Below are 15,945 nucleotides of genomic sequence, written 5' to 3' on the forward strand. Positions count from 1 at the left end.
TACAAAAAACCCCGTCCCAAGTAAGGGACGGGGTTAACCGCGAATACCACCCTAATTCTATTGAATCAACGTTCAATAGCTCTCAGCAACGTACAATCATACGTGTTCTTTTTAACGGTAGACACCCGGATTAGCTTACTATATTCAGCCAATCTTCTCAGAGAGGATTTTCATGTAACACCTGCACACCGACTTCCACCAATATGTCGGCTCTCTGTAGAACAAAATGAAACACTACTCTTTCTCATCAACGAATTTGTATGCTTTTATTGACACTCATCTTAACAAACAAATTTTTGTCTGTCAATAATTTCAAAGCACTAATATTGGTAGTGATTTCCTATAATTCATCAAGACATGCTTCGATGCTTTTATGAAGAGTTGCGAACTTAGGCTTCCCATTTGTTTTAATATAAAAGCTTTTTACAAAGGATTTACAGTTAAAAAGTAAAATTCTGTGATGCTGTACATCGAGCTGTTCCCTTTTTCCTCTTAAAAAAGCAGGTAATTCTTGCAGTAATTTTATGATCACTTGCTCCTCTAAACCATGCTCAAGCATTGTGAAAATAGGTACTAAAATCCGTTCATCTTCATTATGTATAAAAGCATAATTTTCTTGTGAAATGGCGTTCCATAATGCAATTACAATTTCACTATAAGAAGCTTTATTTAATTTCGGATTTTTCACCAATTCATCGATTGCATCAGCCATATGGGCAACACTATGAGCCCATCCTTTCACCGGCACGTAGCCTCTTACATCCTTTTCTGCCGCTAAATAAGCTAGTACTTTATCTTTACAATCAGCGATTTTCTGTTGGGATAAAAAATCGTCTGTGTTATCTCTAAATAATATTAGGGCAATCAATAGCGACGTAAATGTACGGGTAAAAACTAAATCTGATTCACTTTCTTCAATACCCTTACATAATAAATTATTCAAACATTCCTCTAAAAGCTCCGTTAAAAGTGAATGCTCTAGTAAGTTTTTTTCACGGATTAATTCATAAAACGATCCATAAATTAAGTTATCTCGTAGTTCACTATTTAGTGAGCCGATATGTAGCATCATTGATTGTATGAGATGTGTTTGGTCTTCTTGTTGCCACGTTTTATTTCCACTGCTTATGTTTGTTAGTATTTCTTTTAATTCAATTTCCTTAAGTAGGTTTTTATCTAATATCATAGCCAATCTTTCTCCCTTTATCTTTTATGAATTTGCATAATCATCATTTACTACACCCTTGACCATACAAATACTTACAATAATTGTACACTAATCCAAATATAAAAACAGCTTAAAAAAAGCTACTCTACTCTTCTCATTATCCGAACACAACTCCGAAATGACTTTTCTAATTTTTATCAGAAAAAGGAGCAATGACCGCTTTTTCATTTGAAGAAAGCACAATATTTGTTGATGGCGTTCCGTAAGGCATGGCTTCATCTATAAACTGCTCCAATGTTTCCACTGAATAGGTTGCGATTTTGACAATATAACTGATCTCACCCGCCACACGATAGCATTCTAGAACATCGGGATGTTCGTTACAAAAATTTGAAAGACTTTTACAATCAATTGATTTAAATAAAATAATGGCTTGAATTTCGCGATTCAACTTTTTTAAATTTACTTTTGCACTATATGCTTCAATTATCCCCTGTTCTTCTAACTTTTTGACACGCTCAATAACTGCTGGGGATGATAAATGAACTGTAGCCGCTAATTCTTTCATCGACATTTTTGCATTTCGCTGCAATTGCTGTAATATTTCTGTATCTATTTGATCCATATGTGTATCCACCTTTTTTAATAAATTATATTTAATAAAATCCCTTTTATTATAAAGCAATTCTTCTAAATTACATTATACAGATTCTGTCGTTGAATAGCCTTTTTCATTACAATTAAACATATAAAGGAGGCATTAACAACATGAAAAAAATATTATTACTATTAGCAAATGGATTTGAAGCTGTTGAAGCGAGTGTTTTTACAGATGTTCTTGGGTGGAATAAATGGGAGGGCGATGGGACAACAGAAGTCGTGACCGTAGGATTACTTCATCAATTGAAATGTACATGGAACTTTAACGTTACCCCAGAAAAATTACTTCATGAAATTTCATTAGAGGATTTTGATGCACTAGCAATTCCTGGAGGCTTTGAGGAAGCTGGTTTTTATGATGATGCCTTTAGCGAGGAATTTCAGGCAGTTGTTCGTCATTTTGATGAACACAAAAAACCTATTGCGACGATTTGTGTAGCTTCCCTAATTTTAGGTCATAGCGGAATACTACATAATCGAAAAGCTACAACTTATAATCATCCAACTAGTAAACGATTAACTCAGCTACAATCCTATGGTGCAAACATTGTTAACGAGCGGATTGTTCGAACTGAACATATTATTACATCTTCAAATCCTGGCACTGCATTCGACGTTGCATTCAGCTTACTGGAAATGCTGACCTCTGAAGAAAATACAAAAAAGGTAAAAGACCTAATGGGGTTTAAATAATTAAATGAAGCTGTCTTAGCGTTAAGTTGAGACAGCTTCATTACGTTTAATTTGATAATAAATGATGTAACTTCGATGGACCTTCCGTCATTGGGGGTTCTTTCCGTCGCTTCAATAGTCCTATTCGTCGCTCTGATGATTCTTTCCGTCGCTCTGATGATTCTTTCCGTCGCTTTGGCCGGTCTTTCCGTCGTTGGAGATTCTTTCCATCACTTCGATAGTTCCATCCGTCGCTCTGACGATTCTTTCCGTCACTTCGCCGGGACCTTCCGTCGTTGGAGATTCTTTCCGTCGCTTTGGCCGGTCTTTCCGTCGCTCTGATGATTCTTTCCGTCACTTCGGTGGGAGTTTCCGTCGTTGAAGATTCTTTCCGTCGCTTTGGCCGGTCTTTCCGTCGCTCTGACGATTCTTTCCGTCACTTCGGCGGGACCTTCCGTCGTTGGAGATTCTTTCCGTCGCTTCGATTCGATTAATTTCTTAAAAGACCATTTCACTTTGACAGAAGTAGATAAAAAAACCGACTTCCCAGGAAATCGGTTTTATATTTTATATGATTACTCATCAGCCAACAAAAAAACAATCCACCGAAAAAAGTTAAACATTACTGACAATAATTTCGCCAGTAGTCGCGTCAATATACCGGATAGGTGATCTAGTATGTCGATCACAAGCTTGATAGACAAGTTGATAAGACTCTAATTCGTCATCATAATTTTTATCCCATACCAATTGAAAATCGACATTTTCTAGAAATAGACGATACGCTTTTTCCATAGAAATAGCTGGAACTGTAGGAATTTGGCTAAGTTCATCCAAATCAAAATTCGGTCCACTATAGTAATCAATGTGACCTGTTGTACGATTAACAACGATGATAACCATATCAAGAATAGCTATACCTTGATTATGGGCATGGAATATAAATGATTTTGATTTTCTTTCATCCTCTTCCTCATCTTCTTGAATTAATCGTTGAAGATAAGGATAGTAATCAGGAATTATTTTCAGTAAAAAGTCTATTGCTATTTGATAACATGCTTCTTGACTAAGCTGTAGATTTCCTAAACGTTCATGCATCCACCCAAAGCTTCGTATTTTACCAGTTTTCTTTGAAATCATAGCTTTTACTGTATCTTCTGACTGCATTTTAAAAAAGCTGTTCACCGATAAATCTTTATCACTCATCTTCCAATCCCGCTTACGCCACACAATCCCTATTTCTGGTCCCATGTCTACTTCTCGAATCAGCTCTAGTTCATCTGTTATGCCAATGATTTCTTCATTCGTAAATTCATTAGCAAATAAGTTAGCCGGTAAAGGCGGAAGAGCAGCATAGCTTTCAGGCTCATTTTCATCACGAATAATCGTTAATGTTGGTTCTAGCGAATCTGCATGATACTTAAAAATTGAATTTACTTCATAAACTAGATGAAGTCCGTCTTTCTTCACATTGTAAACATCATGACTTAGATTTGTAATTACTAGTTGTAGCACTAATGTATTTCGTACATGCTCCATTAAAGCTTCCTTAGAAACTAGCTTTGAAGGGATTTCAGGACTCGTTTTCACTCCGTTGTATTTAAATCTGACAATATTACCCACTGCATCAACATCTATAAAACAACCAGCATGTTCTAACGGTAAATCCATAACAATCTGTTCAAAATAAAAACGTTCCACTCCAGATAGTTCTTTAGCTTTTGAAAACGTTAAATCTTCCAGTGCAAGTGGATAATGACTAAATAAAAATTGTTCGGCACATCTTCTTTTTTCATCAATAGATAAAGAATCTGCCTCAGAAACAGAATCCTTTTTTTCAATTGATAAGTATATGAGGTTTCCATTGCAGTCTAACTCAACAGTCACACTTTCATCTTGTTGTTCATTCGCCCATGAGAACAGTACTCTTCCGTCTTCAGAATACTCTGCTATGATTAGTTTATAGTTACTTGGCAATGGAACAATTGATAAAACTCGTTCTTTTAGTTTATCTTTTTGCAAACAAAGCGCCCCAATACAATTATTTTCTATGTATAGACAAAAACCGACCTCCTAAGAGATCGGTTTTTATATTTTAATGATTACTCAGCAGCTTTTGCGCGAAGAACCATTTGTAGGATACCACCGTGACGGTAGTAGTCTACTTCTACTTCTGAGTCGAAACGAGCTAAAGCTTGGAAAGTTTTAACTGATCCGTCTTCAGATTTCGCAGTAACTGTTAAGATTTCACGTGGTTTTACGCTGTCAGTAATGTTAACAGAGATTTCTTCTTTACCAGTTAAGCCTAAAGTTTCAGCTGATTCACCTGGCATGAATTGAAGTGGAAGAACACCCATCATTACTAAGTTAGAACGGTGGATACGCTCGTAAGATTGTGCGATAACAGTTTTCACGCCAAGTAGGAATGTACCTTTCGCAGCCCAGTCACGAGAAGAACCCATACCGTAGTCGTTACCAGCAAGTACTACTAAGCCAGTACCTTGCTCTTGGTATTTCATACATGCGTCATAGATGTACTCTACTTCACCTGTTGGCCAGTAAGTAGTGAAACCACCTTCTGTACCAGGAGCAACTTGGTTACGGATACGGATGTTTGCAAATGTACCACGCATCATAACTTCGTGGTTACCACGACGAGAACCGTATGAGTTGAAGTCACGGATTGCAACACCGTTTTCGATTAAATATTTACCTGCAGGTGTATCTTTACCGATTGCACCAGCTGGTGAAATATGGTCAGTTGTGATTGAATCACCGAACTTCGCCATAATGCGTAAGCCGTCTAAGCCTTTAATAGCTTCTGGCTCTTTTGCAAGACCTTGGAAGAATGGTGGGTTTTGGATGTAAGTTGATTTGTCATCAAATGTGTATAGAGACTCAGTTGATGTTTCAATTGCATTCCATTTTTCGTTCGCTGTGAATACAGTTTCGTATTCTTTTTGGAATAATTCACGGTTAACTACAGTACCTAATACTGCGTTAACTTCTTCAGTTGTAGGCCAGATATCAGCGAAGAATACTTCGTTGCCATCTTTGTCTTTACCGAATGAATCTTTTTGTAGGTCAACATCCACAGTACCAGCAAGTGCATAAGCAACAACAAGTGGTGGTGAAGCTAAGTAGTTAGCTTTTACAAGTGGGTGTACGCGACCTTCGAAGTTACGGTTACCAGAAAGAACTGATGTTACGAATAAATCGTTCTCTTTGATAGCGTCTTCGATTTCAGGAAGTAATGGACCTGAGTTACCGATACATGTTGTACAACCGTAACCTACAGTGTTGAAACCGATTTGGTCAAGGTAAGTTTGTAAACCTGAATCTTCAAGGTAACCAGTTACTACTTTAGAACCTGGTGCTAAAGAAGTTTTTACCCATTTAGGCACAGTTAAACCTTTTTCTACAGCTTTTTTCGCAACTAAGCCCGCAGCGATTAATACGTATGGGTTAGATGTATTTGTACAAGAAGTGATTGCAGCGATTGCTACAGCACCTGTTGGGATTTCTACATCACCTTCAGCGAATTTAGCTACAGAAGTTTTTGCGAATTCATCTTCAGTTAAACCGAAACCTTGTGTACCTTGTGGTGCCACTACTGCTTCTTTGTAACGAGTACGCATTTGAGATAGTGGAATTAAGTCTTGTGGACGTTTTGGACCAGAAAGGTTTGGTTCGATTTCAGCTAAGTTTACTTCTAATACGTCAGTGTAAACTGGCTCTAAAGTTGGATCGAAGAACATGTGGTTAGACTTTAAGTAAGATTCTACAACCGCGATGTGCTCTTCGTCACGACCAGTTAAACGCATGTAGTTTAATGATTCTTCGTCAATTGCGAAGAAACCACATGTAGCACCATATTCAGGAGCCATGTTAGAGATTGTCGCACGGTCAGCTAGTGGTAATTTTGTTACGCCAGGTCCGAAGAACTCAACGAATTTACCAACTACGCCACGTTGACGTAATACTTGAGTTACTTTTAATGCTAAGTCAGTAGCAGTAGTTCCGTTTGGAAGATCGCCAACTAATTTAACACCGATAACTTCTGGGATTGGGAAGTATGAAGGTTGACCAAGCATACCTGCTTCAGCTTCGATACCACCAACGCCCCACCCAAGAACGCCGATACCGTTGATCATTGTTGTATGTGAGTCAGTACCTACTACTGAGTCTGGGAATGTTTCGAAAGTACCGTCAGCATTTTCGTTTACGTGTACAACTGGAGCTAAATACTCTAAGTTTACTTGGTGAACGATACCAGTTGCTGGTGGTACAGCACGGAAGTTATTGTAAGCAGTTTGAGCCCATTTTAAGAAGTTATAACGCTCAGCGTTACGTTCGAATTCAAGGTCCATGTTTGCTGCTAATGCAGATGCATTACCGTATTTGTCAACTTGTACTGAGTGGTCAATTACAAGGTCAACTGGAATAGCAGGGTTGATTTTGCTTGGGTCTCCGCCCATTTCTTTCATAGCAGAACGTAGAGAAGCAAGGTCAACTACTACTGGTACACCAGTAAAGTCTTGTAATACTACGCGAGAAGGTTTGAATGGTACTTCAGCTTCTGGATCTGCACCGTTACCCCATTTTGCTAATTCGTTTACGTGCTCTTCTTTGATAACATATGCATCATATTGACGTAAAACAGATTCTAATAATACTTTGATTGAGTAAGGAAGGTTTGAAACTTTTGCAACGCCAGCTTTTTCAATCGCAGCTAAGTCATAGTAATTATAAGTTTTACCATTAACTTCGAATGATGCGCGGCTGTTGTGTAAATTACCTTGTGCCATTTGCGGATCCCCCTAAATATCTTTTTGAAAAGGCCTATATAAAAAATTTAAAGCATCTTTTCTCCAACACCCATGATAGCTCATTTATATTCATAAGTAAATTACATTAATATTATCTTTTTCAATAAGTAATCCTTATGACCTTGGTTTGTATCATAATGCTTTCAATTTTTTGATGTGCATAATATGAAGGGTTCGCTGAAAGGACATTTTTATACCTTTTAATTTAAGTGTATATAAATGTCATTAACTGGGGTACTTTCTGGGGCACTCGTAGTTTTTAAATGTGCCCGAGTTTATTTTTAATCGTTTGGGACAGGTACATAATTATAATAGAAATCGTAACAAAGTTAGTAATTTACAACAACTAATATTTTTGTAAGTTACTTATTAATAAAAATGAGTGTTTTTTCTAAATATCCAACTCACTACATTTAATAATAATTTTTATAACCCACCGAAATTGAATACATTTATTCTACATAACAGTCCTTTAAAATATCCCAAATTTGTGTCTTAGTCTAAGCCATTTCAATGATTGAACATAGCCTATACTATATCAATTGAAGGGAGTTAAAAAAATGGTAAATCCAATGCGTTTTCCAATGCGTTTCGATGTAGGACGTCGATTTTTCCCAGGTATGAGCCCGTTTCTCCCAGTCGGAAGACCATTTTTTCCAGGCATGAGCCCGTTTTTCCCAGTCGGAAGACCATTTTTTCCAGGCATGAGCCCGTTTTTCCCAATCGGTAGGCCATTTTTTCCAGGCATGAGCCCGTTTTTCCCAGTCGGCAGGCCATTTTTTCCAGGCAGACCATTCTTTCCAGGTAGGCCATTTTTTCCAGGTATGAGCCCGTTTTTCCGTAGATTTTGACCAAACATCCTTTAGTTTCCCTAAAATTACCGATTTATTAAACGCAAAATTTACAACTGAAGTATTGGTTAAGAAATGTTTATATCTTCAACGTTGTTCAAAAAGATATTAATTTAATAGCGAGGTAACGATTTACGTTCGTTTTGGACTTCCCCTATATCTCACGAGCTATATCATGGCCTTGTTTAAAGGAGGTAAATATCATGGGATACTACGGTAATATGGGTAATTACAATTACAATTGTTATTACAACGGTGGCTATTACGGCGGCGGTTATGGTGGATCAACATTCGCTCTAATTGTCGTTCTATTTATTCTTTTAATTATTGTCGGCACCACTTTCATGTATTAATCTAAAGAGCCCTTGTTAATGCCAATCACACATAACGAGAATAATATGTAAAGCATATTGAGCTTTACATCACCATATTACACTTTTAGAAGAATGACCTTTTTCATTAAATCTCTTGAGGTATAACTAGGATATTTATTTTATTAATTCAATTTATTAAGTAGATAAATATCGCGGTTCCTTTTAACAACAATTCATATTATGGATTATAGGAAGGAGGTAAATTACTATGTCCGAATATTATGGAAGTGGGACTGGTTCAGCATTTGCGCTAATTGTTGTTCTATTCATTCTTTTGATTATTGTCGGCGCTGCTTTCCTGCATAGAGGTTATTAATACCCAATACCACCTATAATGCTCATAACTTTTTAGGATATTATTATCCATTCCCGTCTTAGCTTTACAAAGGGTCACATTCCTCCGGTGACCCTTTGTATAGTTTATTTTCTCATATTGTTCATTAGTTTACGGAAGCGTGTGATGACGGAATATAAACTGTTTTGGATAATTCTTGTCATCTGTATTTTCTTTAAAAAAATCTCGAACTAAATAATCCTTGAAGTTTGGTAGGTATATTCCCACCAAATTTTTTTCTTTCCTCATAAAATACATAACGAGATAATTTAATTGTGCATATTTTCTGGTTTACCATTACTTTCAACTTCTTGAATTTTTTATCATTCTATTGCGTATCAATTTATTAAACCAACGATTGGAGCAAATAAAAATGAGTTTAGTTTTATGGATTACTGTTTTTTCAGGTACTTTTATCGCAATTTTCGCCTCTAATCGCAAAAGTAAAAAGAAAAAATGAAAATCCTTGGTGTTGAATGAACAGTGTGTAGTAAGTTAATTTCCGGCAGCCTCTTTATATCTTATGTCCCCCCCTGATTAGGGGGTTTTTTTTACTCATTTTCATTTTTTGTTGGTAATTCTTATATATCTTTTGATTTTTGTAGACTTTCTAATAAGGAGATTCCTATATTTTCATCATCATTTCTACCTAATTGATAATTGGCCAAAACTACTGAGGCAACTTTCTTTTCTTTATCTATCCCTAAAAATGAACTAAAGCATCCTGTTCCACCGCCATGCAACATAACATTATTGTTTTCCTTTAAAAGGTACCACCCAAGACCCATATCATACTTCTTTGTTCCATTTCCATGTTTTTTATGACAAAGTGACAAATAAGGTTTATCTTCGTAAATATTTATTTTTGCATATTTAAGTAAATCAGCAGCAGTTGAACTTATTGCACCCGCCGGTGATATAAGATTTTCTTTGTTCCATTTCCAGTTGCCGCAATCATTATTTTTTCTGCTATAACCATGTAAATTATTATTTAATGTACCTAAATAAGTATCGCTTAGACCGAGCTCATTATGAAGAAAGTCATTCATAGTGTCCCAATATCCCCTGCCTGATACAATTCCCAATCCGTACCCAATAAGTGACATACCAAAATTTGAATATTTACATGAATAATCCATTTCTTTCACTTTATTTTTTTCAATTAGCATTTTCATTTTGTTAAAGTCCATATTTAATGGATTATTCCTATTAAAATCATCACCACCACTAATCATACCTAAAATTAGGTTAAAATATTCCCGTTTATTTAATGGTAGTCTTTCTGAATATCCAGAAGAGTGCGTAGCAAGACGGAGCAATGTAGGATAATACTCGTCTTCTTTAAGTTCTTCTATATATTTTTGTATTGAATCGTTTATAGACAACTTGTTTTCAAAGACATATTTTGATAGCAAAGATACAGTAAAAGTCTTTGTAATAGAACCAATTTCATAATGAAATTTTTTTGATGAATCGAGTTCACCATCTTCATTATAAATTTTTATAACTGTATTGTTGTCTGTTAAATAGCCTACAGTTAATTTTATATCTTTTTTTCCTTTACAGGTCTTTTTAATTAATCTTAGCGTTTCATCACTTATTTCAAACATAATGATCGCTCTCCTCTATATTGATACTTATTTTCTTCAAGATAATTGACCTATCCGAATTTTAATTTCCATTATTAATTGATTGAATTCTTCGTCTCTCAAATTCCTTCATTACTCTCGATTGTAATTCATTGGTATCTTCATCCATTTTTAAGTTACCTTCTTCTTCAAATCCATCTTGTTCTTCACCGTCAAAACTATAAAGTTTCTTTAAAAGGTCCCACATTGTTTCCAATTCCTCAGTTGAGAATTTTTTAAAAAGATCTTCCAATAAGTAGATTCCTTTTTCCGCAACAACAAGTAATACCTCTTTTCCATTTTTAGTGATTATTACGTTAACCGCACGTTTATCTTTTTTACTAGGAACTACGTTAACGTAACCCTTATTTTCCATGATTGTAATCAACTGTTTCGTACTCTGTTTTGTGGTACCTAATTTTCTAGCAATATTATTCAAAGTAGTTTCATCTTCAGGTAAATGCGCAATTGCCACCATTGCCATATACTGTCTTGATGTTAAAAGTTCAAGGAATTTATCACCTTTTACCTGAATTTTATTTGCAAGAGAAAATAAAGTAGCGTAAGTTTGCTGCATTAAAAAAATTTCTTTGTAAATATCCATATTTATCCTCCATTTTAGACAGTTTACTGTCTAAATTAAGCGTATCATATTTTTTAATTTAGTCAATATACTGTCTATTTTTTCGAAATAAGTCCTTAGTTCAATAAGAAAAGACTGCCGTTCTTCTTGACAGTCCATTTAAGGTAATTTCTGATGTTCTAAAATCAACCGTTTTACCGGGATAATAAAAAAAGTCCAATTTCTCAATTTTATACTGAGAAAATGGGCTTTTTAATATTGTTATTTCCTTAAGTTGTAAATACCATTGCTTTATATTGTTCTCACAATGATTTGAATTGTATGTGTAATAATAACTAAAAAGCCAAAAACAATACAACATATCGCTAGCGTACTCTTTTTATGTTTTCTTTGCTTTATAAGTCCAAAAATGATCAGACATAATCCAATTGCAATAGATACTATTGATATAATATTAAAAAATGGTGTGCTTGATGTTATAGAAAAAAAATTTGCTAATTGCATGTAAATTTCTCCCTTATTCTGATTCTAGATTTAAATATAGTTCTTTACCAAAATATGTACTTTCCTGCATATTTCACTTCGAAAGGACGGTTTGCGTGAGCGTTGCCTAAAGCACCTCGTCCCTCATACTTCACTTTAGCTATCCTGCCGAGTCACCAAACCCAGCTTCATATGCTTTTCATACCACCATTAACAGGTAATTGCTACATGAGTCGTTTAATATTCCCTTTCATTTTCTACTTTAAATTATACGAATCGATTTTCTCTTTTTTCTTACTCATTTCTTACGAATTTATTAATTTTGAAAAAATGCATTCAGTGAAAAATTTAAAGTAAAATCGGAACATGTTAATAGTTCAGTTTTATCAATGCTATTACTTTCATTGATATGAACTCGTGAGATGTTGAAATCCCGAATGTATAAGTATCGTAAAATGCAAATAAGCGGATTTTCAAAAATTTTTTCTATTTCACCTACTCAATATTATCTTAATATAGCCAATACCCAAATATCACCATGACGACCCCAAATTTAAATTCGCATGAAACTGACATTAGGAGCAAATGCTTTAGTTATATCAACAATTCTAGAGGTGACGATTAATGAAAGAAGGTGCTTTATATTTCCTCAAATACGACAAAAAAATTTTTAATTGAACGATTCATGCATAATGAATTCATTAAAACAAACATTATAGGATAGCATCATTGTTATTTCATTTTTACTGAAAAAGTAAAAATAACTCCATCACCTTCTCTAGGAGGAAAAAATGAATATAAAATTACGGCTTAAAATTATGATTTTTCTTCAGTTTTTTATTTGGGGATCATGGCTTGTTACATTTGGTTCTTATATGATCAATACATTGCATTTTACTGGCGCCGAAGTTGGAATCGTGTATAGTTCTAACGGTCTTGCAGCCATTATTATGCCGAGTCTTATAGGCATAATTTCAGATCGTTGGGTAAAAGCAAATGTTTTATACGGAATATTGCATTTCCTCGGTGCAATTACCCTATTTACAGCTGCTCAAATTTCAGACCCTACCACAATGTTCTGGGTAATGCTCTTTAACTCAATCGTCTATATGCCGACACTTGCTTTATCGAATACAATTTCTTATTTTTACCTGGAGAACAAGGGTTTTGATATTGTAAAGGATTTCCCCCCTATTCGTGTCTTTGGGACAATTGGTTTTATTCTTGCGATGTGGATTATTAGTCTTGCCAAAATTGAATTAAGTAATATTCAGCTATTGATAGCGAGTGGCTCTTCGTTGTTACTTGCACTTTACACAATTACTCTTCCTGCCTGCCCAACTTCTAATGCAGTAAAGGACAAGTCGTTGGTCAGCCTTTTGGGACTTGATGCTTTTGTTCTTTTTAAAGATAAAAAAATGGCTTTGTTTTTCCTTTTTGCAATGCTATTAGGTGTTGCACTTCAAATTACGAATACATTTGGAGATCCGTTTTTACATGACTTCGCGTTGAACCCTGATTATAAAAATAGCTTTGCTGTTAAATATCCAGCTATTTTATTATCAGTGTCACAAATTTCAGAGGTATTCTTTATTCTGACCATTCCATTTTTTTTAAGTAAGTATGGCATTAAAAAAGTAATACTGATCAGTATGGTGGGATGGACATTACGTTTTGTTTTCTTTGGGTATGGAAGCCCGATTGGCGGAGGATTATTACTATTGTTGTTATCAATGATTGTTTACGGTTGCGCATTTGATTTCTTTAATATTTCGGGAGCCATTTTTGTAGAAAAAGAAGTCGATCACCGTATTCGCGGAAGCGCTCAAGGATTATTTAGTACAATGGTCAATGGAATAGGCGCCTATTTAGGAGCTATCATTAGTGGAAAAGTAGTTGATTATTTTACAGTTGAAGGTGTGAGGAATTGGCAAAACATTTGGTTGGTTTTCGGGGCGTATACTCTCATTTTGGCCATCATTTTTGCAATAACTTTTAAATATAAGCATGACAGTAATGAAATGAAAAATGTAACAATGAAACAGTAAAATATACTTTTTAGTAACAGAAAGAGCCTTGCCGTTCATGGTATAAGGCTCTTTTACTGTAATAGGAATATTTACGAATGGATGTCCAAAAGAATTACGCAAAATCCGCTAAAAGGTTAAACGGAATAACGTTTTCTCCACTCTTCAAGAGACATCTCATCAAAACTTTCAATATTATCTAGTCTCAACGGCGCAATTAATTCTAATGAATTTCCATCTGGGTCTGAGAAATAGATTGCAGCATGCGCATGAGGATGGTTTGATAGTACTAGAGGTTGATGTTCGGAAGTAAGGCCAAATTCAGTTCGAACTTCAATTCCAAGTGAAGACAACCACTCTTTTGCATGCTCAAGATCTTCTTCGTCAATTTTAAACGCCAAATGTCGGATAGAAGGATGGTAGTTTACATGAACACTATCACTTTCCCATAAACCTAACCAGCTTTCTCCTTTAATGATCCAAAAGAAAGCAACTTTTCCTTTATTATAGGCGAGTTCTAACCCTAACTTCTGATAAAATACAATCGAGTTTTCTAAATTACTTACTGGTAAATGGGCTTCATATAAACCTTTTATCATGTCAATATTCTCCTGTTTCATCATTATTTATGAAATAATATATAAAAAACTCAACCTATTTACATCAATCCTTAGTCTGAAAATTAATAATTTCTAAATTGACGAAGAGATAGGAGCCTATATGTTGAAAGAATGCTTCCATGCTTGGGAATATTGATAATTACCAAAGCCTTGATGTAGGCTTCTCGATTATTAAAAGGATCCCCTTTCCTTTTTCATAACAAGTGTCTTTAATGTATCGCTTATTTCCTGAATAAGACTAGTTGTGTTCTTCATCATTTCTAGCATATTATGTTCATCCTCTACCGAGTGCACAATTTCTCCTGTGGAAGTTGCATTTTGTTCGGTCATGTCATTAAGTTTTTCAATCTGGAATTGGATTGTTTCAAACTGGGAAATAGCGCTGCTTAATTCATTCATCCCTCTAGTTAAATCTATATTGGCTTTATTAAATGAATCTTTTAAAACAGTGAAGAAGTTGCTCACATCCTGTAAAAGTATTTCCCCTTGTTGTAACGCTTTTTCTCCGTCGTCAGAGCGTTGATGTGCTTCTGTTGATTTTTCGAACAAGGTTCTCGTTACATTCGTAATGCTTAACGTAATAGCGGCACTTTCTTCCGCTAATTTCCGCACTTCATCTGCAACGATGGCAAAACCTTTACCATGTTCCCCTGCTCTTGCCGCTTCAATTGCAGCATTAAGGGCAAGTAGATTCGTCTGTTCTGCAATATGCTGTATGCCCTTTAATAAGCTGTCTACGGTTTGCAAACTAGTCTGTAGCTCATTTACAGTTTCAGCTGTAGAACTCATCGCTTGATTCATAACTCCCATCTGCAGCATCGCATCCTGCATTTTCTCCCACCCTACTAAAATCTCCTGTTGCAGATCAGTAGATTTAAAAACAGTATCCTTTGAAATAGCGAATGTTTCGGTAACAAAATGCACAGATTCCTTCATCGTGCCATGAATCATTTGTAGACTAGATGACTCCTGCTGAATACTTGCGGAAATATCCTCAGTAGCTAAAAGAATTTGTTTACTCGTCCCTGTTATACTCTGCATAGTTTGTTGGAATTGTGTAACGTGTTCATCCAATGCTTGACTACTTTTTTCAATTTCCTGAAACGTATTCTCTAGCTGATGTAATGACGACTTCACTTCGTTTTGCTGAATAGTAGCATGCTCAATTAGTTCATTGCCCCATTTTGCTATTAAATAAAGTGCAAGAATAACACCATTCATAATCGCAACAAGCGTAATGAATACGGTCATATCATCTAATGGACCTAATAATGATTTAGGATTAGCAATATAAAGAATCAGGAAGCTGATGTTTGTTAGCATGCCAAAAAATAATAGTAATTCTTTTTTAAAATAAAGAGCGATAATGGCTACCGAACAAAGTAAAATATAATGTTTAGTTAATGAAAAGCTATCGACTAAAAATAACGTAAAGACAACACTCGAAGGAATCATTCCAAAAATAAAGCCTTTAACATACGTGTTAATTGGTAAGAAGTAATTACAAACAGCTAATGCAATAACGGCAAGTCCAACAAATAAGAACATAATGCCCTTTGAAATTATCATAGGTCCACAAATTAGGACAGCCAAAATTGAAATGATGGCTAAATTAACACGATGGACTTTGCGTGTATCGTAACGAATTTTTTTCTCCATAAATAGTTCCCCCTTAAAAATGAATGGACATTCAGTGTGTTTTTCTATTATTATAAA

15 protein-coding genes and 1 other annotated feature are annotated in these 15,945 nt (G+C 35.2%); of the genes, 6 read left to right on the top strand and 9 right to left on the bottom strand.

Features of this window, described 5'->3' with window-relative positions; translation table 11 throughout:
* Window positions 1-20: 20 nt before the first annotated feature.
* Window positions 21-260 (bottom strand) — a binding site (T-box leader).
* A gap of 80 nt (window positions 261-340) precedes the next feature.
* Both ACQKNC_RS10830 and ACQKNC_RS10835 read right to left on the bottom strand, forming a co-directional pair.
* Window positions 341-1,186 carry a DUF2785 domain-containing protein gene (locus ACQKNC_RS10830; RefSeq protein ID WP_427424850.1) on the bottom strand — a complete coding sequence of 282 codons (846 nt, stop codon included), beginning with the start codon at window positions 1,184-1,186 and terminating at the stop codon, window positions 341-343.
* A 169-nt stretch (window positions 1,187-1,355) separates the two neighbouring features.
* Window positions 1,356-1,793: an Lrp/AsnC family transcriptional regulator gene (locus tag ACQKNC_RS10835; protein WP_427424851.1), complete on the bottom strand. Its 438-nt coding sequence runs from the start codon at window positions 1,791-1,793 to the stop codon at window positions 1,356-1,358.
* Between the two features lie 143 nt (window positions 1,794-1,936).
* Here ACQKNC_RS10835 and ACQKNC_RS10840 point away from each other — a divergent pair, with 143 nt between their 5' ends.
* The 3 genes from ACQKNC_RS10840 (at window position 1,937) to ACQKNC_RS10850 (ending at window position 2,994) form a co-directional block, all read left to right on the top strand.
* Window positions 1,937-2,521, top strand: a complete 585-nt coding sequence (locus tag ACQKNC_RS10840; protein WP_427424852.1) for a DJ-1/PfpI family protein — start codon at window positions 1,937-1,939, stop codon at window positions 2,519-2,521.
* 75 nt (window positions 2,522-2,596) lie between these two features.
* On the top strand, window positions 2,597-2,842 hold the full coding sequence (locus ACQKNC_RS10845; RefSeq protein WP_427424853.1) for a hypothetical protein: 246 nt from the start codon (window positions 2,597-2,599) through the stop codon (window positions 2,840-2,842).
* Window positions 2,818-2,994, top strand: coding sequence for a hypothetical protein (locus tag ACQKNC_RS10850; protein WP_427424854.1), 177 nt, complete (start codon window positions 2,818-2,820; stop codon window positions 2,992-2,994). Before ACQKNC_RS10845 ends, ACQKNC_RS10850 begins: the two co-directional genes overlap by 25 nt.
* Before the next feature lie 121 nt (window positions 2,995-3,115).
* Here the strand turns inward: ACQKNC_RS10850 and ACQKNC_RS10855 are convergent, their stop codons facing one another.
* The 3 genes from ACQKNC_RS10855 to ACQKNC_RS10865 form a co-directional block, all read right to left on the bottom strand.
* Window positions 3,116-4,522 carry a YcdB/YcdC domain-containing protein gene (locus tag ACQKNC_RS10855; RefSeq protein ID WP_427424855.1) on the bottom strand — a complete coding sequence of 469 codons (1,407 nt, stop codon included), beginning with the start codon at window positions 4,520-4,522 and terminating at the stop codon, window positions 3,116-3,118.
* Between the two features lie 80 nt (window positions 4,523-4,602).
* Complete coding sequence (gene acnA / locus ACQKNC_RS10860) at window positions 4,603-7,308, bottom strand: aconitate hydratase AcnA (protein WP_427424856.1); 2,706 nt, start codon at window positions 7,306-7,308, stop codon at window positions 4,603-4,605.
* 559 nt (window positions 7,309-7,867) lie between these two features.
* Window positions 7,868-8,188 carry a hypothetical protein gene (locus ACQKNC_RS10865; RefSeq protein ID WP_427424857.1) on the bottom strand — a complete coding sequence of 107 codons (321 nt, stop codon included), beginning with the start codon at window positions 8,186-8,188 and terminating at the stop codon, window positions 7,868-7,870.
* Window positions 8,189-8,383: 195 nt separating this feature from the next.
* On the opposite strand from ACQKNC_RS10865, the gene ACQKNC_RS10870 reads away from it, so the two are divergent.
* Window positions 8,384-8,533: a YjcZ family sporulation protein gene (locus ACQKNC_RS10870; RefSeq protein WP_427424858.1), complete on the top strand. Its 150-nt coding sequence runs from the start codon at window positions 8,384-8,386 to the stop codon at window positions 8,531-8,533.
* Window positions 8,534-8,762: 229 nt separating this feature from the next.
* Window positions 8,763-8,870, top strand: coding sequence for a YjcZ family sporulation protein (locus ACQKNC_RS10875; protein ID WP_427424859.1), 108 nt, complete (start codon window positions 8,763-8,765; stop codon window positions 8,868-8,870).
* Window positions 8,871-9,469: 599 nt separating this feature from the next.
* Here ACQKNC_RS10875 and ACQKNC_RS10880 read toward each other — a convergent pair.
* Entirely contained in the window at window positions 9,470-10,498 is a 1,029-nt protein-coding gene (locus ACQKNC_RS10880) for a serine hydrolase domain-containing protein (protein ID WP_427424860.1), read from the bottom strand.
* 61 nt (window positions 10,499-10,559) lie between these two features.
* Window positions 10,560-11,120, bottom strand: coding sequence for a MarR family winged helix-turn-helix transcriptional regulator (locus ACQKNC_RS10885; RefSeq protein ID WP_427424861.1), 561 nt, complete (start codon window positions 11,118-11,120; stop codon window positions 10,560-10,562).
* Between the two features lie 1,253 nt (window positions 11,121-12,373).
* On the opposite strand from ACQKNC_RS10885, the gene ACQKNC_RS10890 reads away from it, so the two are divergent.
* On the top strand, window positions 12,374-13,630 hold the full coding sequence (locus ACQKNC_RS10890; protein ID WP_427424862.1) for a nucleoside permease: 1,257 nt from the start codon (window positions 12,374-12,376) through the stop codon (window positions 13,628-13,630).
* Window positions 13,631-13,746: 116 nt separating this feature from the next.
* On the opposite strand, the gene ACQKNC_RS10895 is transcribed toward ACQKNC_RS10890, so the two are convergent.
* Together ACQKNC_RS10895 and ACQKNC_RS10900 are read right to left on the bottom strand one after the other, a co-directional pair.
* Window positions 13,747-14,208, bottom strand: a complete 462-nt coding sequence (locus tag ACQKNC_RS10895) for a VOC family protein (protein ID WP_427424863.1) — start codon at window positions 14,206-14,208, stop codon at window positions 13,747-13,749.
* A gap of 192 nt (window positions 14,209-14,400) precedes the next feature.
* A complete protein-coding gene (locus ACQKNC_RS10900) occupies window positions 14,401-15,888 on the bottom strand; it encodes a methyl-accepting chemotaxis protein (protein WP_427424864.1) in 1,488 nt (495 codons plus the stop codon).
* Between the last annotated feature and the right edge of the window lie 57 nt (window positions 15,889-15,945).

Origin of the sequence: Lysinibacillus sp. NPDC094177, from assembly GCF_050279145.1 — a bacterium.
GTDB lineage: Bacteria > Bacillota > Bacilli > Bacillales_A > Planococcaceae > Lysinibacillus.